Below are 20,454 nucleotides of genomic sequence, written 5' to 3'. Positions count from 1 at the left end.
ACAAATATAAGGAATGTTATTTCTGATTTTCAGTATTCTTTATAACCTAAACCTTTTAAATAGCTTATAAAAAAAGATGCTTCAGTGAAAATACTGAAGCATCTTTTATATGTCATGAATCAATTATTTTGTTTATTATCTAACAATTAATTTTTGAGCGATTCCTTCCTCTCCTTGAGATTTAATTTTTACAACATAAATCCCAGAACTAAGTCCTAAACTATTCGCAGAAAAATTATTTACACCTGATTGTAATCTGGCTTCGTATTTTTTCTGACCTAATAGCGTATAAATACTAATCATAGTATCTACAGTGCTTTCTGAGTTTAGGTTTAAAGAAAACAGATCATTTGTAGGATTAGGAGTCATTTTAATAGCACCTATTCCTTCACCTTCTGTACCTAGAATTGGTGTTAAACTATCAAAATCACTAGATCTATCGGCTATAAGAGAGCCTCCACAAGAGCCTTCATATATTTTTACATTAGAAAAAACAGAATTATTTCCTGAACCACTATCATTATCATTGATAAATACTAATCTATCCATAGATCCTGTATAGAAACTCCCTACAGGAATAACATAGTTGGTAGTACCAGATGAATAGTTGTCAAAATTTGTTACACCATAGTTCTGAGTCCCATGTACTTTAAAATAACGCGATGCTGTTAATGAATTGTTATTCTCAAAACCTACTGCATGAATCTCTCCCTGAGATGTACTACTAAAATCAAATTCGATAACAGTATTCGCAGTAACGTTATAATTAAGACCAATATATTTCCAAGTATTATTGGTTAATGATAAAGCATCTCCACCACTTTCGATAGAGAAATTACCAGCATTATCTTGATTAGAAAATGGAGTAACAGTAAAATCATTAAAGTTAATACTATCACATGTTGGACCTGGATCTACAGTACCGTTCTGGATGGATACAGCATCAATTGCAATATCACTTTGCCATCCACTACCACCAGAACCAGTTACTACATTAAATCGTAGTTGAACACTTGGATTACCAGCATAATCTGATAGATTTATACTTGTTCCATTCCATACATTCCCTTGATCTCCAGATCTGCTAAATACAGCTAACCAGTTTCCTGTGTTGTCTGTTCTTGCTTCTACAGTTAAACTATTTATAGCACTACCAAACATATGATATTGAAAGTTAAGTGTCGGAGTATCTACACCACTAAAATCTAAACAAGGAGAATTAAGTATTGCTCTTTTATTAGGAAAACCGGTACCATTACCAGATGCTTCTACATAAAGGTAAAAATTACCATCTGCTCCATTAGATGGTCCTGTACTATTAGAAGGGGTACCTCCAGAATCTCTAGTCCAGTTTATATCATCACTAGTGGATTGCGACCATTGTCCTAAACCACTTTCGAAGCTTTCACTAAAAGGAAAGGATGTTATAGTAGTACTACAAGCTGTAGGTGGCGGTGGCGGAGTACCATCTATGGCTCCATCTATATCAAATCGAGAAAAGAAATTCCAAACCTCTTGAGAAGTATTTACATTTCCCCCGTTCCAGCTATGTCCTTTTCCCTGGACTCTAATAAATTCTGCTATCACACCATTATCACCATTATCCCAAATAGAACGTGTAGATCCACCTCCTAATTGAATTACGTCTGGTGTAGAATCTCCATTATTAACAGCAGACCAATATTCCATTACATCTTGTATAGGTTCATTACTTCCGTTACCGTTTATAGAAATTACATTATCATTAGTACCCGTTATTTGTAATACAGCCGTTGGATGTTGTGGTTGGCATTGATTATTATCAATCCATCTTCTCGTCATACTTCCTGCAACCGAAGCTACTGCTGCAATTCTAGGGCTCAATTCACAAGCCAAACGATAACTAAAAAAACCTCCGTTAGAAAATCCGGTTGCATAAATTCGTTTCTCGTTTATATTATAATCCTGTTGAATTCTATCTATTAACGCGTCTGAGAACCCCAGATCATCTTCATTACCACCAAAATTATTGTTTATCGCCCATCCCGCTAAAAAACCTAAGCCTTGTGGTGTTACAAATATAAATTGATTGTCTTCGGCTAGTTGTCTAAAATCACTCTGATTAAACTGGGTATCAATATTGTTTGTAAATCCGTGAAAATTTAAAATTAAAGGAGTTGGTGTACTGGCATCATAACTCGCGGGAATATAGAGCCGGTATTGTCGTGTTCTTCCGTCATTTTGTAAGGTAGCATTAATAATCTGTTGCGCTTCCATGGCGACAGTAGTAACCATTGTTATGGCCAATAGCCATAAAGTTCTTTTTGTAAAGCTTAGTTGAGTTTTCATTTTTAGGTTTTAGATTAATTGATTTGTGTTAAATAATTTAAAAGTATTATGCGTGAATAATAAATTAACTGTGGCGCAAATATATTTAATTAATTATGTAAATGTTAATTTTATTCTTAAAAAAATACAATATTGATAATTTTGTTACATAAAAAATAAGATAAGCGTAAATTTTTGGGACACCCATAGCAATTCGAAAGGATTTATTTGAGTTTCATCGATTTTTACTAAGCTTTTATCCTGCTCTTTTTTTTAATTTTTAGATAACTTAATTACTACCATTTCTTAAGCTTACTACTCGAGTACTTTAGATTAGAAAAAGTAATTATCCATTTATTCCGTTTCTAGGTAGTATCTTTGTTTCATACCAGAATAACAATTAAGAATCTTACGATAAACAATCATTTCTTTAATTCCTATGCCTTTTAAAAAATTACATTCTCATATAAAAGAGATGCTAGAGCATCTAGAAATCACAACGCCTACTTCTTTTCAGAGTAAAAGTATTCCGGTAATAAAAAGCGGTGCTAATGTCTTTTGTACAGCTTCAAAAGACAGTGGGAAAACGACTACCCTTATACTTACTACTTTACAAAAGTTAAAATGTGAGGCAGTTGGAAATGCGCCACGCGCAATAGTTCTTGTAGAAAATTCAGAAAGAGCTTTAGAGTTATACGATGTTTTTTTAGCATATACCAAACACAATTCTTTGCGAGTTTATGTAGGACACGAAAAGCTTCATATTGATCTACAGAAATCAGAAATATTTGAGGGTGTAGATATTCTTATTTCTACGCCTACTTCGATGAATAAATTATTATTATCTAATGGAGTTAGTACTTCTCAATTAAAGATTTTTAGTGTAGACGATGCCGAATTTTTAGTTCAAAACTCAGCGTATACAGCTATTCTTTCTATAACTAGAGGTATTAAGAAATGTCAGTATGTGTTATACTCAGAAAAAATACACCCAAAACTAAAACGTTTTGAATCTAGTTTTATGGAATACGCTAAAACGGTTACTACTTAAATGTTTGTCAACTGTTTATAATAATATAATCCACATATGCTCATACCTAAATTACATTACATATCACAGGGAAAATCTCCAAAAGAACATATAGAGAATATCCAAAAAGCTTGTACATCGGGTGCAGAGTTAGTACAGTTACGATTAAAAAATATTTCAGAAAAGAAACTTCTAAAATTTGCTGAAGAAGCTAGAGAGATTACAGCTCATTTTCAGACAAGATTGATCATTAACGATCACTATAAAATAGCAAAAGAGGTAAAAGCAGATGGAGTCCATTTAGGAAAAACAGATTCATGTCCTACTATAGCTAGACCAAACTTATATTCTTGGCAAATTATTGGAGGAACAGCAAATACATTACATGATTGCGAAACATTGATAAGCAAAGAAGTGGATTATATTGGTTTGGGTCCATTTAGATATACAATCACCAAAGACAATTTAAGCCCGGTTTTAGGTATAAGTGGTTATACTTCAATTATAGAAGCACTAAAAACTAAAACACCAATTATTGGTATTGGCGGTATTACTACAGAAGACGTTACAGATATATTAAAAACGGGCATTTCTGGAATAGCTGTCTCTGGAGAAATTACACGTAATTTTAATACCATAAGGACATTCAATGAATTACTAAATGCATCTTCGACAAAAGAACAGCGGCATACATTTAAATAAGATATAGGAGATAAGATAAGATAAGATAAAATGAACTTAAGATTGCTTCTTAGATCTAATACAACAGTTAGGAATTCAGAATAACACTACAACATAATTTCTATATTTTAATTAGAAAATAACTTAAAAAACTATATTCGCGGCATGTGGATGTATTTAGGTTTATTGGCTGCACTTTTTTTAGGGTTGCATAACTTGTGCAAAAAACACGCTGTGCAAGGAAATGAGGTTTTTCCTGTACTGTTAGGAACTATAAGCTCAGGGTTTCTATTACTCCTTCCATTTTTTATAGGTTCTCATTATTATCCAGAATACACTAAAAAAATAGGCTTCCATATCACTACTATTTCCTGGGAAACTCATGGATATATTTTTATAAAATCAATGATTATGACAACATCATGGGTTTTAGCATATCAAGCTTTAAAACATTTACCAATAACTATTGTAACCCCAATACGTTCTGCAGGACCCTTTTTTACTTTTATTGGTGCCATTTTAATTTACCAAGAAAAACCTAACCTGCTGCAATGGATCGGTTTTTTTCTTATCATATTTTCAGTAGTATTATACTCTAAAATCGGAAAAAAAGAGGGGATCAATTTTAAAAGAAACAAATGGATATTTGCGATTATAGGAGCCACATTTTTAGGTGCTTCAAGTGGTTTATATGATAAATTTTTGATTCAAAGTTTATCACTAAATCCACAAACATTACAATTTTGGTTTTGTTGGTATACTGTTTTAATACTTTTAGTGATTTTATCATTAACATGGTTTAATAATAAAGAAAAGCGAAAGAAGTTTACCTGGCGTTGGACTATTATCGCAGTGGGTGTTTTATTACAAACCGCAGATTATTTTTATTTTAAAGCGCTCCAAGATCCTGATGCGTTAATTATGCTATTATCGGCTATAAAACGTAGTCAAATACTCATTGCCGTGGTTATTGGTGGATTGGTATTTAAAGAAAAGAATAAGAGGAAAAAATTGGTCCCCCTATTTGGTATTATGATTGGTGTTTTTTTGATTTTGTATTCATAAAATTAAATTATCTTTATTCCAGAACCATTACCAACTAAATGAATCACAAATTACTTCTATTCTTTTTATGTATTATCGGTTATTCCTGTAATAATAGCTCAGACAATATTGAGCGATTTTTTATACCTCAGGATGGCGATAATAATGGTATCATTAACAAATACTACATAAACATCTATCCAAAAAATCAACAGAGTAAAAAAACTATAATTGATTATTCTTTGATTGAAAAAATTAATGATTCTATTTATCGTAAAGAAAGGTATAGTCCTTCCTTTCAATTACAATCTTCCAAACAGTTCAGAATTGAAGGTAAAGATTTTATTGAGGTTAATTATGAACGCTATTTTTTAGCCGATACATTAATAGCTTCCTATCCTGATGATAGAACAATGACTTATACGACCTTTGGAAAAGATACTGTCCATTATAGAACAAGTCTGAAAAATAAAGATTCTTTGTCCAGGAACATCCATCAGTCTAGTACGATGGTTAAAGACACTATTATACAAAACAAACCCGCTAAAATAGTAGAGCAAAACACTACCAATATTACTACTTTTGGAAAAATATTTAGTGATACGCTACAATTAAGTTCTCGTAGCATTTATGTTCAAGACTTGGGATTATATTCATCTACTCTTACTACAGATAAGGATGTTATAGAAAGAATTTTGGTAGAGCAATTATTGCCCTCAGAATTTGACAAATTGTCTAATCATACTATAAAACGTGTTGGTTATATTGATTTTGCACAAACCATTGATAAAGATAAGGAGTTAGAACTTTGCTTACCTCATAAATTAATTGCGGATTACTATAATGGAGGAAATGATCGTGCAGGATTTATTGGCGGAAAAAGTAATTTAAAAAAGTGGATATACAGTAAACTGGACACTAAAAAATTAAATAATGAATCAGGATACTTAACCTTTAGGTTTGTTATCAATTGCAAAGGCATTGCTGGTAAATTTACAACCGATGAATCTGCAGATTTTGACTATAATAAAAAAGAATTCTCGCAAGAGACTGTTATGCATCTCTACGACATTCTTGCTGATGTTAAACAATGGGAACCAGTGATCATCAGAAACAAAAAGAGAGATTCATATTTCTACGTAACTTTTATTTTAAAAAATGGAAAGATTCAAGATATTTTGCCTTAGTTTTCTTTGTAGTTTGTTGTTGATGACCTCTTGTAGTAAACAACCACAATTGTATAAAAAAGAATTTGACGAAACAGAGAAAAAAAAATATGCTAAACAATTTATAGAAGGGTTAAAAATAGCTCATAATCAAGGCTCTCCTGAAGAACATTTTTTAATTAAGGAAGCTATACTTCTTGATGCTACTTTTTCTGATTCGTATAGAGAAATGGGAGCTTCTAGAGTAAAAAGAGGGATCAATACAGAGACGATGAAGAAATATGCCAAAGCTGTATCACTTGATCCAGAATCTTGGCAAGGATATCGAGGATATTTATACTTATATTTTTATAGAGATTATGATAATGCTATCAAAGATTTTGATGAATTAGATGAGCTTACTCCAAATTTTGTAGATTATCCGCAGTCCGAAAATATTGACCTTATGAGAGGTATAGCCTATATGATGAAAAAAGAATATCCAAAGGCTCAAGAATATTTCAAAAAGTTTTTTGAACACGAGTCAAAATCTGGAGATTTAAATTATATAGAAAGTAGAGCTTTTATGTACTACGGTATTACTTATTTTGAAACGGGTGATTTAGAAAAAGCACTAGAAAAATTTGATTTAGGAATAAAAAATAACAAAAATGCGGATCTGTTTTATTGGAAAGCAAAAACGATGAAGGCTCTTCATAAAAAACCTTTAGAAATTTTAGCACTTATAAAAACATCGAAAGAACTTTTATCGCAAGGATATAATAGTAGAAGACCCTATGTAGAAGAATTTTATCAAACTTATATTGAAGACATTGAAGAACTACAGAATAGCATCTAAGCTTTGATTAGTCTATTTACTTTTCTTTATATAAGACATAAGCAACTAGTAGTTAACTTATCAAATGATATATTAAAAAACTTGACAAATAACAATTAATTTGTCACAACAGCGTCATCTGCTTCAAGCCCAGAGACCATTCCCCTGTACTGGACTGTTGTTAAGTAAGTACTATTGATTACAATATTGCTATTCCAATTAGGATATAATGTAATAATCCCCTGATAAGATTCACTATTATTTTTTACAGTAAACTTGATTATATGCCGTTGTCTTTTTTCATCTTTTGTTACCTCATATCGATCTGGTATTCCTTTAAAAACAATACCTCCATTGTTTCCACCATATTGCCCTGATGATAATCGTCTTTCTCCATAAAACGGTAAATCCAATGTAATACTATCTCCATGAACTTTTAGCGAATTCGGATTTCCTATAAGACTAATATTATTTGTTGTACTTCCAGGAGGAAGTAACCCGCTGTTAGCAATTGCATTCATACTAGATGTTGGTTGTGGATACATCCAATCTGATTCTATAATAAATTCCTTATTGGCAATCATTGCTTCCAAAGCTTTACTTTTTGCAGTTGGTTCAATTGTTTTTCTTGCACTATTACATCCAATAAAAAAACCACTTATGATAAATATAAAAACTAAAACCCTCATCTTTCTATCTTTTTGTTTTACAATTATTTAATCAGCAATTTTCATACCGTAATTTACAAATTTTATTTTTCAATAATCCATAGAGCGCCTGTATTTAGCTCAATTTTATAATTTAAAAGATAATTTTCTGTGGTTTTAAACTAAAATTATAATACAAATAAATTAATGAATGAGTACCAGTTTTAATACTAAAAAAAGTTGCTGCTAAATAAAGGTTAAATAGCAACAATGAATATTAGACTGTATTACTAAATGAGCTACTTTTGCGGGATGCTCAAAAAGAAATATGCACAGTTAGAATTTATTGTCTTAATGGCCTCGCTGATGTCTATTGTGGCTTTGGCTATTGATGCGCTATTACCTGCATTAGACATTATTGGAAATACTATTGGCTCAACTAAATTGTCAGATAATCAATTACTGATTACTATGATCTTTTTAGGTCTAGGCATTGGTCCTCTAATTTTTGGGCCTATTTCGGACAGTATTGGCAGAAAACCTGTAGTTTATATGGGGTTTGCACTCTTTATTATTGCAAGTTTTATGTGTATTAATGCTACTAGTCTTAGCGTAATGATAGCTGGAAGAATTATACAAGGTATTGGGCTTTCTGCTCCCAGAACGATTGCTATTGCAATGATTCGAGATATTTATAGTGGTGATTATATGGCTCGTATTATGTCATTTATCACTGTGGTTTTTATTTTAGTTCCCATCATTGCTCCGGCTTTAGGAAAATCCGTGTTGGATCATTATAATTGGCAAGCGATATTCTATATTCAACTAATATTTAGTGGATTAGTTTCTTTTTGGTTTTGGAAACGACAAACCGAAACCTTAGAAATTTCTAAACGTATTCAATTTTCTTCTCATATTTTTATAGATGGGGTTAAAGAATTAGTAAAGCATAAAAACACTATTGGTTACACCATTATTTCTGGTTTTATTGTAGGTTCCTTTTTAGTGTATCTTAGTAGTTCTCAGCAAATTTTTGAACAGCAATATCAGCTCAAAGATGAGTTCCCGTATATTTTTGCATTATTGGCAATTTCTATTGGAACTGCTACTTTTCTGAATGGCACCTTGGTTCTAAAATATGGAATGGAAAGACTTGTTTCTATTTCACTATACGCATTCTTTGGCATTTCATTATTATACATTGTCTTGTTTTATGGTGATACAAACCCTAGTGTAATTATATTATTGATTTTCTTTGGATTACAATTTTTTTCGATAGGATTTCTATTCGGAAACTTAAGAGCTTTGGCTATGGAACCAGTAGGTCATATCGCAGGAATAGCAGCTGCATTAACCGGATTTATAAGCACATTAATGGCTGTTCCTATTAGCACTTATATAGGAAGATATGTTGAAAATACTGCGTTACCATTATTTTTAGGTTTCTCAATTTGCGCAGCAATTTCTATTGGAATTCTGCTATATCTAAAAGCTTCCAGGAAAAAAGTAAAACAATAGTTTTCAGCTTGTAGCATCTTTATCACTTGTATTCTTATTTCCGGGAACAGATAATTCACCATTACCTGCGATAGCAAACTTATCTCTCTTCGATCCATACCCGAAATTAGAAGATCGACGATACTTGTTTTGGAAATCCGCAAACTTTCTTTTTGACCAGGACTTCTCTTTTTTTTGATTTTCCATACCTGAGTTTTTATGACTTAGTAACCTGATTAACAATTAATTTCCTTTCTAAGTTAGATTTTTTTTTAGAATTTCGTAGAAACGTTAACACCAAATTATAATTATTTACTCGATTTTCATCTATTTTACAATCGCCGATTTATTAAAGCAGTTGGAACGATTCTTGATCCTCGGTATACCTATAAAACGATATGTATTATGAAAACCTACGTTAATTTTATCTTTTTTTTAGTCTTATTGGTCCCTTTTGGATATGGCCAATTTACGCCTCCTTCTGAGGAAATGATTAATAGATCTGATGGTTATATTGGGCATGAAGATGCTTTAATCAATGATGTTATTAAGTTAGAGTTTGATAAGAAAAATGCTAAAATAACTTTTGATTTTATTTCTGAAGAAACTAACGGAACTATCGGTGGTTTGGATTTCAAGATATCTTTTAATCCAGAAGATCCAGATAATGCATATTTTAAAGGTACCGCCCTTGTGAATACATTGGATACGGATAACTTCATAAGGGATGGTCATCTGATGTGGGAAAAGTTTTTTTATAAAAAGAAGTACCCAAAAATTGCTTTTGAAAGCAAAGAAGTAGTTCATTTTGGCGATAACAATTACAAAGTAATAGGAGATCTTACTATAAAAGGTGTGACTAAAGAAATTATCATTAATTTCACTTTAGATATTACCAAAAACCTTTTAGGAAAAACTACTATTCATACCAGTGATTTTGGTGTTAATATCCACGATGAAAGGGAGAAAAACAAACTGAATATTATATTTGATTTCCCCATTTTGAAGTAAAATGGTTATAAATTTATACTATATGCCTTTGCCAATCTTTCTGAAGTTGTCATAAGTCCAGTATTTACAATATTCGCTTTTGTTAAACGTGTAATTTTAATTTTATCATCACGTTTTTCTTTCCCTTTTGTTACTAATTGTGTAATCATTTTAGTTGTTTTTCTGTATTCATTTTCCCTGATACAAAGATACCTACTATTCATAAACTATGTAAGGGTATAAATACTGTATTTTATAAGGGCAATACCCCCTAACATTTTTTGAAAAGAAACTAAAAAAACACTTTTAGGAATTATAAATCAATTGTAAAGGCCGAAAAAGATCCATGACTAGACAAAGAAATAGCTATATCTGTTACTTTATTATGAATTTTGACACATGGAATACCATTTACGTCCTTTTGTAAAGTGACAGCAGATAGATTCACATCCATTACATTGGCAATATAATACACAAGTTTACGCTTATACTGTAATGACTCATCTGTAAATATTTTTGAAATAAAATTCGTTTGATCTGTATATGCAATTGTATAAACGTACTTCTCGGTTTGTTTTGAGACAGTTTGATAATTATAATTTTGTATGGTCACATTAGCACCTGTACAAATAAAATCATATGGATTGTATCTAGGTGAAAGCGAAAAAAGCCGCTGATGTGCTTTATATGCAGCCTCTTTCATACTCCATAACTTCCATACCATATGATTGGAATCTTCCGCATCCCAAATCCTATCCTGTTCTGATTCATTAAAGATTTTTTGTAACCATCCCTTTCTCCGCCAATTACTTTGTACAGAAGCAAGTTTAAGGTCTACAATATCATTGCCTATCATTTAGCTGCTAATTTATCCCGTATTACCTCTATAGATGCCTTTATGGTAAGCATCTTATCCATTCCGTCATTATCTATCTCAATACCAAACTCATCTTCTACATCCAGAATAACATCTACCAAGTTGGCGGAGTTAATCTCTAAATCCTCTATGAAATTTGTATCCTCGGAGATATTATGCAATCCATCTTGGTTCTGCACATAAGGCTCTATAATAGTTTTTAATTTGGATAGTAATTCTTCTTTTGTCATGAAATTTTGATTATGAATATTTTTTAAAGATAATACAAGCATTTACATCTCCAAATCCAAAACTGGCTTTTGCTGCAATTTGAAGAGGTTTAGATACGGTTTTACTGGGAATCCTTTCTCTGTCTACCATAGCTGCAATTTCAGGATGCAAATCTTCGCAGTTAATATTTCCAAAAATGAAGTCTTCTTTTAACTGAAGTACTGTAGCAACACTTTCTATACTGCCAGATGCTGCAAGACAATGACCAACTAAGCTTTTTAATGAATTTATGTAGGGAAAATCTTTTCCTTTTCTCCCCAATGCATCACACCAATTCTCGATTTCCATAGCATCTTTGGTAGTAGCTGTTAAATGACCATTAACAGTATCGATATCATTTGCTTTAATTCCAGAATTTATAACTGCCTGTTGGATACATTCTTTTACGGCTATACTATTGGGGGCAGTCATACTACCACCATTTCGCTGACCACCACTATTTACGTGTCCTCCTAATATTTCTGCATAGATTGTAGCTCCACGTTTATGAGCACTTTCTAAGCTTTCTACAACGAGCGCTCCTGCTCCACTTCCCGGCACAAAACCACTAGCAGTTTCGCTCATTGGTCTTGAAGCCTCTGTAGGATTATTATTGTATTTATGAGGAAGAATTCTCATCGCATCAAAACCTCCCCAAACATAAGGACCACTATCACTAGTGCTACCCGCTAGTATGATTTCTGCTTTTTCGGATACAATACGATCATATGCCATTAAAATAGCTTCTGTACCCGTACTACAAGCAGACGAATTGGTCGTAGTAACATTTCCGCAACCTAGCATTCCTCCTAAAAAGGCACTAATACCACTTGCCATTGTCTGTATAACCGTAGTGCTCCCTAATCTTCTTACATTTCCTGCATCAACTTTATAAATTGCTTCTCTAAATTTATCAACTCCTAATACTCCAGTCCCGAAGATAATTCCAGCGTTCCAAAGTGGATTTTCGGTTTTATCTGGTATTGTTAATCCAGCATCTTTCCAGGCATCTAATCCAGCAATTACACCATATTCCAAACCTGAAGCGTGTAAACCTCTTAACTGAATACTATTAAAGTAATTATTTAAGTAATCATACTCATATATCGGTTTACCAGCAATTTGACAAGAAAATTTTAATTGATTTAATTCATCTACATACTGTATTCCAGATGTACCGGTTCTGATTGCCTCGGTAAAATCTGAAACGTTCGTTCCATTTGGAGCAACTACACCTAAACCTGTTATGACAACCCGTTTTTTACTCATAAGATTTAGAAGTATTAATAAAGTTACCTATTTTCTTAAATACTGTTTTAGGTTCAATTATCTGCACAATGATTCCTTATTTTTTGTTTTCCTTTAAGCTTAACTAATTAACTACTTCACACAATCATTCCGGCAATTTCTCCTTTTGCAATTAATTTTTGCTCCTCATTAAACATTTCAACTTTACATTTTAACTTATTAAATCTAAAGTATTCCTTTTCCGATTTCACCAATACCTTTTCTCCTGGCAGGACCGATTTATAAAAATTGATTCCAGTACTACTCATAGCAACTCCAATTGTGCTTTTATCTATTTGTTCTTTTAGAATAAATATTCCTAAACACACTAATCCGATTTGGGCCATAATCTCTGTTAGAATGACACCTGGCGTAATAGGATGATCTTTAAAATGACCTTTATAAAAATATTCATCGGGTTTTAATGTATAGTATCCTTTAATACCGTCCTCATTTACCTCTAAAATTTCATCTACAAATAAAAAGGGAGCTTCATACGGTAATTTTTCTATGATTTGTTCTTTAGTCAAAGTTTTTATTTTTTAAAAAGCACATCCGTTTGGTAAAGGTGCAGTCGTTTCTAATTCACTAGCAAAAGTAGTTTCCAACGTTTCTTGGTTAAACCCAGCAGATACGCTTCCTTTAAATACTACATCTCCATACCCTTTATTATTCATATGCGCTCTGATATATACTATCTCATCCTTAGCAATATTCACGGGACCTCCAGATCTGGTAAAAGGTTGCTCATTTACATGGCTATGCGCCAATATCCTACGATACAGTAATCTCCCGTCTTCAGACACGATTTCCCACCAATCTGCATATTGGTTACATCCTAAATCTGGGCTCTTTATTTCTACACTAAATGTATAATTATCCTCTTGTCCAGTTACAGAAACACTTGTAACACCAGCAGTAACTTCAGGTATCGAAATATCTGTTTCTATAGACGAATCATTGTCCTTTGAGCAAGCAGAAGCTGAGATTGTGAATACAATAATACAAATCAATACATTCTTCATTTTTGTATAGTTTTAGTTAATACTAATTAAACCTACTTTATGTTTACCACTCTAATAATATCCTTTGTGCCGAGAATCCGGGGCCAAAACTAAGCATAAGCCCTGTTTCTCCTTTAGTTGGCTTTTTATTCATAAAACGCTCTAATACATATAGCACAGTAGCGCTACTCATATTACCATATTCTTGCAATACAGCCTTAGTATCATCGATGTTCTTACCAAGATCTCCAAAAAGACCTTCTACGGTCTGAACAATCTTTTTCCCACCAGGATGAAAGATTAAATGATCAATTTCTTCTATCGTTTTTCCGTGCTTTTGTAAAAAAGGATGTATGATATCCGGAAAATGTCTTGCAATCTTTTCAGGAACCTCTTTGTCCAATACCATTTGCAATCCACCATTTGTTAATTTAAATCCCATCATTGTCGTTGCATCATAAAAATGATACATCTCATCTGCGATAATTTTAGGACCGTTAACCTCTTCTTCTGAAGAAAGCAATACACAAGCGGCTCCATCTCCAAAAATAGCCGCACTTACAATATTTACCATGCTATAATCAGTATGTTGAAACGTTGCGGTTGGTGATTCAATAGCAATTACTGCAGCTCTTTTACCTGGATTTGCTTGTAAAAAGTTTTTAGCATAAATCATCCCTGATACTCCGGCGGCACATCCCATTTCAGTAACAGGTAATCTTACAACATCTTGTCTAAGACCTAGTTCATTAATAATATATGCATCCAAAGACGGAATCATGATTCCAGTACAGCTTACAGTAATAATATAGTCTAGTGATTTTGGATCCCAATCTGCTTGATTCAAAGCTTTCTTGACTACAGAGTTCCCTAACTTTTTTACTTCTCTGATATGGATGTCATTCTTTTCTTCAAAAGAAGTTGCTGTAAAAACTTCTTCGATACTCATGATTCCATATCGTCTATCCACAGCAGCATTTTCAAAAATCTTAAGAACTTTTCGCCTAAAACGATCTTCCTGACCTGTAAGCCATTGGGATACAAAAGGAAGTATTTCCTTTGTATCTCTAACATATTGTGGCAACTCTTTAGCAACCGTCTTTATTTTTACACTCAATTTATTTCCCTTTATTTTTTTAATTTCTAATTACCCAACGATATCTAAACGCCCATTTCCAATCTAATTGATACGTATCTAACTTTAGTTCTTTTGCAAAATGAAGTAATTCTTTTCTTTTAAAACCTCTCTTTATAGATACTAATCCATCATTTTTAGCTATATATCCTTTAATAAAAAAGTAGCTAAACATTTTGAATAGATAATAAGACCACTTATTTCTATGAATATCATTAATAATTACTGCTTTAGAAACCAGCTCTAAACTTTTTTTAAGCACACTTTTTATATCTTCATCTTTAAAATGATGTAATGTTAGTGTACAAATGATAATATCACAATGAAAATCATTTTTTTCTAATGTTAAAATATTCTTATTATGGAATTCTATCTCAGTATATGAAGCACTCAATTCTCTTGCTTGTGATAGGCATTTTTCGTTATTATCAACTCCAATTAATCGTGCATTTATTTCTTTTTTACTAAAAACATCTGCTAATTTTCTAAGCATTTCGCCGTCACCACAACCTAAGTCCATAATCACCAAATTCTTTGTATGCTCACTCTTTTTTATTTCATCTAAAACCGCATTTATTGTAATACTATTTCCACCAAGTAATCGATTAACTCTAGAAATATCTTCTAGTGCTATTCCTAAATCTTTTTCATTAACCTCTGGATCATCCATGAGTTCCGCTTCATTACTTCTATATTCAAGGTTTACTAGCATACTATAGGTTTTCCATGTGTTTGTTTTATAATTTCCGGAACAATCGAAGGAACAGTGCTAGCGATTTTTTGAGCTACATGTTGAAAATTATCACTTAATAGCACTTTCTGTAATATTCTTCCTGCTCGTAATCTTTTAGAAAAAGTAGTATTCCATTGCTTAGTATACCGTTTTTCAATTTCTTCTGAAGAATATATTTTAGAACTATAATTCTTAACTAACAGTTCACATAAAATTTGAGAACTTTGGATCGCCATTGCCATGCCATTGCCACAAAGAGGATGAATCAGTCCCGCTGCATCTCCCAACATAAAAATATGATTCTCTACAGGTTTTTTCTTATCAAAATTAATCTGACTAATGGTTATAGGTTTCTCGAATATCTGCTTAGAGTTTTCAAAAAAGTCTTTTAGATGAGGGTTCTCATAAAGCACTTTCTTTTCAAATTCCTCAATATTTTTGTACTTTTTAAAGCTTTTATAATTGACTAAATAACAAGCGTTTACTGTATTGTTTTCTACCAAAGATAATCCACAATAACCTCCATCAAAATTATGCAATGCCACTGTTTTAGAATCGAAATTAGCCTTATAATGAGCTTTTACGGCTAACCAAGGAGATTTTTTATAACTAAAATCTCGTTTGAAATTTTTGTCCAAGCTAGAGCGTTTACCATAAGCACCAATTACATAATCACTGGTAAATATATTATGAGTAGTCAATACCTGAAACGTCTTGTGATCGTACTTAACATCTAGAACTTGATCATTTATCATTTGTACCCCAAAACTCTTAGCCTGGTTCCATAGATAATAATCTAATGCGTATCTACTTATCCCAAAACCACCTAATGGAAGTTTACTTTTGATCATTTTTCCTTTTTGGGTACTTATATTTAGCTCTGAAATTTTTACAGGTTTCAATTCATTCATATTCACTCCCAAAAAATCCAAATAAGACAGTACTTCATTAGAAATGTATTCCCCACAAACTTTATGCTTCGGATATATATCTTTCTCAATAAGAGTAACCGGAATTTGGGCCTTAGCGAGATGAATAGCACTGGTTAAACCTGCTAAACCACCACCGATAATTAGTATGTGTGCATGACTATTCATTTATTGAAGATACATAAATTTTGAGCATAAAAAAATCCCGAACATTAAGTCGGGATTTATCATTCTCAATTACAATATCTTACTCTTTTATTTGTGCAACCGCTTGTCGTCTTAGTTCTTCATTCGGTGATATTGTTACTTCTACCCTTCTATTTTTGGTTTTACCTTCTGTAGTAGTATTATCATATCTAGGTTGTGATTCCCCATAATACTTAACAGTAAACCTCTGTTCATCAACGCCTTGGAGAACAAGATAATCCCTTACAGCTTGTGCCCTATATTTTGATAACAGAAAATTTGATTCTTCTTTACCTACATTATCGGTATGTCCTTCAATAAGTATATTAGAATTAGGATATTCTTCCAGAATTACTGCCAATTTTTCGATTGTTTCTTTAGATGACTCGTTTAAATCATGCTTATTGGTATTAAAATACACGCCACTTTCTTCATCAAAAACAATATTAATGTCTTCTTCAATTCTCTGCACTGCTACACTTGGCATTTCTTCTTCTATTTTTTTAGCTTGCTGGTCCATTCGATTACCAATAACGCTACCTACAGTTGCTCCTACAACTCCACCTATAACGGCTCCAAGTTCAGTTTCCCCTCCTACATTATTTCCTATAACTCCGCCTATAATAGCACCGCCTGCTGCTCCTATATAACCACCTATCTCTGCATTTTTTATAGACTTACAACTAACCATAGTTATCAATAGTATTCCTAGGTATATAAGCTTTTTTGAGTATTTAATATTGTGTGACTTCATGTGTATTCTATGTTTATCGGTTTTAATGTTTATGAGTTTTATTGTTTATCAAAGTTCAGTTTTATTGTAAATTTTTCTCCATCGACTATCATATCATAACTCCAGATCATTGTAGTTTCTTCTAGTTCAAACAATTGCATACGATATCCTTTGTTGTTATTATTACTTTTCATTTTATGATTCACAGGTTTCATCATAATACTATGATTAAACCCATACATTTCTTTGGGAATTGACCATATAAAATTTTGGACACCAGTATTTGAACAAGACGAACCTGATAAGGCATAACTACCAGTGTTATTATTAGCAATAAACTCCCAATTAGTATTTTCGATACACTTTAGTGAAATGTTGTCTAAAACAGTAATAGCATAGGTTCCTTTACTATCTGTATTATAGTCCACATCTTTTAAGATCCAAACTCCATTAATCGATTTTTTTGCTGCTCTGGTTAGTTTATTTGATGCTCCACAACTGAATAAAATAGTACAGGTAAGTATTATATAGATTGTTTTCAAGATTTTGGTTTAAAGAGGTTCTTATAATTTGTACAGTACAAATATCATCATAACACCTTCTTTAAACTACATCATAAATGGTGAAAACTACATCACGGTTTTCAGGGAGAAAAAATATTATTTTTGGAAACTATTGTATTACCTTATTTAGAATAAGCTTTTTTAAATTCTTTTTAACATAAGAATTTGGTTCAATCTTTTTAAGTTTTAATAATTCATTTTCTATTTCTTGTGTCCAATTACTAGATGTCCATTTTTCCAGAGTTTCTATGGTTCTATATCTATTTTCGCTCATTGGGTTTCTTAACCCAGCTATTATTATCTCGTGACCCTCTTTTGGATAATTTTCTAAAAACGTAATTAGATACTGTAAAGAAAGATGTTTCTCATAAATTAATTTGGTATCTGGTATGGAACAATTTTTTGGACCCGTTGATATTTCTTCTAGAGGTAAATGTTTAATTGCTTGTTCAATAATTCTGGTTGCATCTTCTGGATTAGCATTTGCGATAATATTCGACCAAGTTACACTATCAAAAGGGTGGCTTATGAGCTTATCCCATAAAATATCTAAAATATTAATCCTCATTTTTTTTGCTGCCTCTACAGCAGAATTGTATTCTTCTTTATCCGAACTCTTAAAGGCTTTTTGAATATCAAAATTCCAATCTTTGGATATTAAGATTTCATCAATATCGATTAGGCAATTGGATAAATCATTTTCTTCCCAATTCTGAATATTTACATCTTGAATTTCAGACAAAAGATCTTCAAAGTAACTTTTAATCGTATTTATAAAATTAAAATCAGAAATCTTTAACTGTTGTTCTTTTGAATGTTTTAAATAATCTTTTAATAAAGAAACAGGATTCAATTGTTCTTCAGGTTCTTCATACATAACTACAGGAATTAATTTACCCGCCGAAATGAATAATTCATTATCAATTGAACTTTTAGATAACTTCTCACTTAATCTCCCATTAATAATACAAGTATACGCTGAGTGTTCATATAGCATGTTGTTTTTATACCCTTCATACACTAACCAATCACGTATTTCATCTGACATATCCATTTTGGCCATGTATTCCACTAGATTTATTTTACCGTATCCGTCAACTTTTTTTGCTAATTCCCATAAGTCAGATATCACATTATCTGAAAGGTATGATATCGCAAGACTTGACAAAACAGTGAATTCCTCGTGTAATCCAAGTATCTTTAAATCTTCAACAGGTTTCTTTTTTTCGCATATAATCAGAATAGCAATACCAAACTTTACACTGTTCTTATTATCTGTTTTCGTAGCTAAATTATGAGCGAAATTAAATAAATGGTCTTCAATAGGGATTTTTAATTGGGTTAACTTATAAAGAAATTCATCGATTATTTCTGTTATATACTTAGTCTCAGTAATTTCTTTGTAAAATTCTGATTCACTTTTTATATCACCTGTTTTAGATATTTTTTTCAAAAGTTTGGTAAGCTTTCCAATTCTTTTTTTTAATTTTTTTAAATCTTTTTTCCCAGGTTTAGGATTATCAAAAGGACCGAAAGTAGAAAACGGTAATTTATTATCAATTTTTTTATCTCCTGGCAACGTGAAGGCATTAGTGCCAAGATTACCATTAGTGTCAATATTGTTTTTCAAAAAACTAAGAATAGATTCATCTGTTTTCCATTTTATTACTTCTGTTTTATTAAAGATATTTTTCATATTTCTTCTGATTCTTAATTATTCTTTCCAAGAGTCTGAACACATATTTCAAAACTACTTTATTAATTAGAAATCAAAGTGCTTTTTTGTTAAACCTTGTAATTATAATAATTCTCTAAATAAGAATTAACATAAAATCCCCAACAGAACTTTATTCTGTTGGGGATTTTATATCTATTTTAAGTTTTTATTTAGTCTATTTTTTTAGCATCATTGATCATTTTATCATTTGCTAATACTCCAAACTCCACTCTTCTATTTTTTGCTCTTCCTTCCGCAGTGGCATTATCATATTTTGGTAAAGTTTCACCGTGGTAATAGGTTGTTAATCTTGATTTACTTATTCCCTGAGACATAAGATAATCCGTTACAGAGTTAGCTCGTTTCTTTGATAACTCCATATTATAAGCATCATCACCTGAGCTATCAGTATGTCCATCAACTATAATATTCGTATCAGGATAATCTTTAAAAACACCAATCAATTTATTAAGGGTTTCTTTAGATTTTGTATTGATATTATGCTTATTCGTTTCAAAATAAATACCACTATTTTCATCAAATATGATATCAATTCCTTCTCCTACTCTAGTTACTTCAGCACCAGGGATTTCTTCCTCTATTTTTTGAGCTTGTTTATCCATTTGTTTACCGATAACTCCACCGGCAACTCCGCCGATAACTCCACCAATGATAGCTCCAAGTACTGAGTTTTCCTTGTTTCCAACATTATTTCCTATTACTCCTCCAAGAACAGCTCCAGAAGTTGTACCGATTACTGCTCCTTTTTGAGTATTATTTGCATTTTGTACAGCATCACAGCTATTTAAAATTGCTAAAGCGGTTAGCGCTAGTATTGTTTTATTAAAAATTGTTTTGATCA

23 protein-coding genes are annotated in these 20,454 nt (G+C 31.8%); 7 read left to right on the top strand and 16 right to left on the bottom strand.

Annotated elements, in window-relative coordinates; genetic code table 11:
* Window positions 1–135 precede the first annotated feature (135 nt).
* The gene (locus tag D1818_RS02090) at window positions 136–2,328 is read right to left on the bottom strand and encodes a T9SS type A sorting domain-containing protein (RefSeq protein WP_118455934.1); all 2,193 of its coding nucleotides are present in this window, start codon (window positions 2,326–2,328) and stop codon (window positions 136–138) included.
* 418 nt (window positions 2,329–2,746) lie between these two features.
* Here D1818_RS02090 and D1818_RS02085 point away from each other — a divergent pair, with 418 nt between their 5' ends.
* From D1818_RS02085 to D1818_RS02065, 5 genes are all read left to right on the top strand, one after another.
* Window positions 2,747–3,358 (top strand): DEAD/DEAH box helicase, encoded by a 612-nt coding sequence (locus D1818_RS02085; protein WP_118455932.1) that lies wholly within the window; start codon window positions 2,747–2,749, stop codon window positions 3,356–3,358.
* Between the two features lie 36 nt (window positions 3,359–3,394).
* A complete protein-coding gene (thiE, locus tag D1818_RS02080) occupies window positions 3,395–4,039 on the top strand; it encodes a thiamine phosphate synthase (protein ID WP_118455930.1) in 645 nt (214 codons plus the stop codon).
* Between the two features lie 144 nt (window positions 4,040–4,183).
* Complete coding sequence (locus tag D1818_RS02075) at window positions 4,184–5,083, top strand: EamA family transporter (RefSeq protein ID WP_118455928.1); 900 nt, start codon at window positions 4,184–4,186, stop codon at window positions 5,081–5,083.
* 38 nt (window positions 5,084–5,121) lie between these two features.
* On the top strand, window positions 5,122–6,249 hold the full coding sequence (locus D1818_RS02070) for a hypothetical protein (RefSeq protein WP_118455926.1): 1,128 nt from the start codon (window positions 5,122–5,124) through the stop codon (window positions 6,247–6,249).
* A complete protein-coding gene (locus D1818_RS02065; protein WP_118455923.1) occupies window positions 6,221–7,066 on the top strand; it encodes a hypothetical protein in 846 nt (281 codons plus the stop codon). The genes D1818_RS02070 and D1818_RS02065 overlap by 29 nt, the downstream gene beginning before the upstream one ends.
* Window positions 7,067–7,161: 95 nt before the next feature.
* Here D1818_RS02065 and D1818_RS02060 read toward each other — a convergent pair whose 3' ends face one another.
* A complete protein-coding gene (locus tag D1818_RS02060; RefSeq protein WP_118455921.1) occupies window positions 7,162–7,734 on the bottom strand; it encodes a DUF4251 domain-containing protein in 573 nt (190 codons plus the stop codon).
* Window positions 7,735–7,986: 252 nt separating this feature from the next.
* Here D1818_RS02060 and D1818_RS02055 point away from each other — a divergent pair, with 252 nt between their 5' ends.
* Complete coding sequence (locus tag D1818_RS02055) at window positions 7,987–9,210, top strand: multidrug effflux MFS transporter (protein WP_233558665.1); 1,224 nt, start codon at window positions 7,987–7,989, stop codon at window positions 9,208–9,210.
* 3 nt (window positions 9,211–9,213) lie between these two features.
* On the opposite strand, the gene D1818_RS02050 is transcribed toward D1818_RS02055, so the two are convergent.
* Window positions 9,214–9,396, bottom strand: coding sequence for a hypothetical protein (locus D1818_RS02050; protein ID WP_118455917.1), 183 nt, complete (start codon window positions 9,394–9,396; stop codon window positions 9,214–9,216).
* A 198-nt stretch (window positions 9,397–9,594) separates the two neighbouring features.
* Here D1818_RS02050 and D1818_RS02045 point away from each other — a divergent pair, with 198 nt between their 5' ends.
* Window positions 9,595–10,200 (top strand): YceI family protein, encoded by a 606-nt coding sequence (locus D1818_RS02045; RefSeq protein WP_118455915.1) that lies wholly within the window; start codon window positions 9,595–9,597, stop codon window positions 10,198–10,200.
* A 5-nt stretch (window positions 10,201–10,205) separates the two neighbouring features.
* Here D1818_RS02045 and D1818_RS25185 read toward each other — a convergent pair whose 3' ends face one another.
* From D1818_RS25185 to D1818_RS01985, 13 genes are all read right to left on the bottom strand, one after another.
* Window positions 10,206–10,349 carry a hypothetical protein gene (locus tag D1818_RS25185; RefSeq protein WP_158597071.1) on the bottom strand — a complete coding sequence of 48 codons (144 nt, stop codon included), beginning with the start codon at window positions 10,347–10,349 and terminating at the stop codon, window positions 10,206–10,208.
* A 143-nt stretch (window positions 10,350–10,492) separates the two neighbouring features.
* A complete protein-coding gene (locus D1818_RS02040; RefSeq protein WP_118455913.1) occupies window positions 10,493–11,035 on the bottom strand; it encodes a 4'-phosphopantetheinyl transferase superfamily protein in 543 nt (180 codons plus the stop codon).
* Window positions 11,032–11,286, bottom strand: a complete 255-nt coding sequence (locus tag D1818_RS02035) for an acyl carrier protein (RefSeq protein WP_118463430.1) — start codon at window positions 11,284–11,286, stop codon at window positions 11,032–11,034. Before D1818_RS02035 ends, D1818_RS02040 begins: the two co-directional genes overlap by 4 nt.
* A gap of 10 nt (window positions 11,287–11,296) precedes the next feature.
* Window positions 11,297–12,574 (bottom strand): beta-ketoacyl synthase, encoded by a 1,278-nt coding sequence (locus D1818_RS02030; RefSeq protein ID WP_118455911.1) that lies wholly within the window; start codon window positions 12,572–12,574, stop codon window positions 11,297–11,299.
* A 116-nt stretch (window positions 12,575–12,690) separates the two neighbouring features.
* Window positions 12,691–13,122 carry a 3-hydroxyacyl-ACP dehydratase FabZ family protein gene (locus D1818_RS02025; protein ID WP_118455909.1) on the bottom strand — a complete coding sequence of 144 codons (432 nt, stop codon included), beginning with the start codon at window positions 13,120–13,122 and terminating at the stop codon, window positions 12,691–12,693.
* A gap of 12 nt (window positions 13,123–13,134) precedes the next feature.
* The gene (locus tag D1818_RS02020; RefSeq protein ID WP_118455907.1) at window positions 13,135–13,617 is read right to left on the bottom strand and encodes a hypothetical protein; all 483 of its coding nucleotides are present in this window, start codon (window positions 13,615–13,617) and stop codon (window positions 13,135–13,137) included.
* 43 nt (window positions 13,618–13,660) lie between these two features.
* On the bottom strand, window positions 13,661–14,713 hold the full coding sequence (locus tag D1818_RS02015) for a type III polyketide synthase (RefSeq protein WP_118455905.1): 1,053 nt from the start codon (window positions 14,711–14,713) through the stop codon (window positions 13,661–13,663).
* A 19-nt stretch (window positions 14,714–14,732) separates the two neighbouring features.
* Window positions 14,733–15,443, bottom strand: a complete 711-nt coding sequence (locus tag D1818_RS02010; RefSeq protein WP_118455903.1) for a methyltransferase domain-containing protein — start codon at window positions 15,441–15,443, stop codon at window positions 14,733–14,735.
* A complete protein-coding gene (locus tag D1818_RS02005) occupies window positions 15,437–16,561 on the bottom strand; it encodes an NAD(P)/FAD-dependent oxidoreductase (protein ID WP_118455901.1) in 1,125 nt (374 codons plus the stop codon). The genes D1818_RS02010 and D1818_RS02005 overlap by 7 nt, the downstream gene beginning before the upstream one ends.
* 79 nt (window positions 16,562–16,640) lie before the next feature.
* Window positions 16,641–17,333: an OmpA family protein gene (locus D1818_RS02000; RefSeq protein WP_118455899.1), complete on the bottom strand. Its 693-nt coding sequence runs from the start codon at window positions 17,331–17,333 to the stop codon at window positions 16,641–16,643.
* A gap of 38 nt (window positions 17,334–17,371) precedes the next feature.
* On the bottom strand, window positions 17,372–17,854 hold the full coding sequence (locus D1818_RS01995) for a lipocalin family protein (RefSeq protein WP_158597001.1): 483 nt from the start codon (window positions 17,852–17,854) through the stop codon (window positions 17,372–17,374).
* A gap of 130 nt (window positions 17,855–17,984) precedes the next feature.
* A complete protein-coding gene (locus D1818_RS01990) occupies window positions 17,985–19,571 on the bottom strand; it encodes a hypothetical protein (protein ID WP_118455894.1) in 1,587 nt (528 codons plus the stop codon).
* A gap of 191 nt (window positions 19,572–19,762) precedes the next feature.
* Complete coding sequence (locus D1818_RS01985; protein ID WP_370449446.1) at window positions 19,763–20,452, bottom strand: OmpA family protein; 690 nt, start codon at window positions 20,450–20,452, stop codon at window positions 19,763–19,765.
* Window positions 20,453–20,454: the final 2 nt, after the last annotated feature.

Source organism: Aquimarina sp. BL5, from assembly GCF_003443675.1.
GTDB lineage: Bacteria > Bacteroidota > Bacteroidia > Flavobacteriales > Flavobacteriaceae > Aquimarina.
The sequence above is the reverse complement of the archived record's forward strand: the minus strand, read 5'-3'. Positions and strand labels throughout refer to the sequence as shown.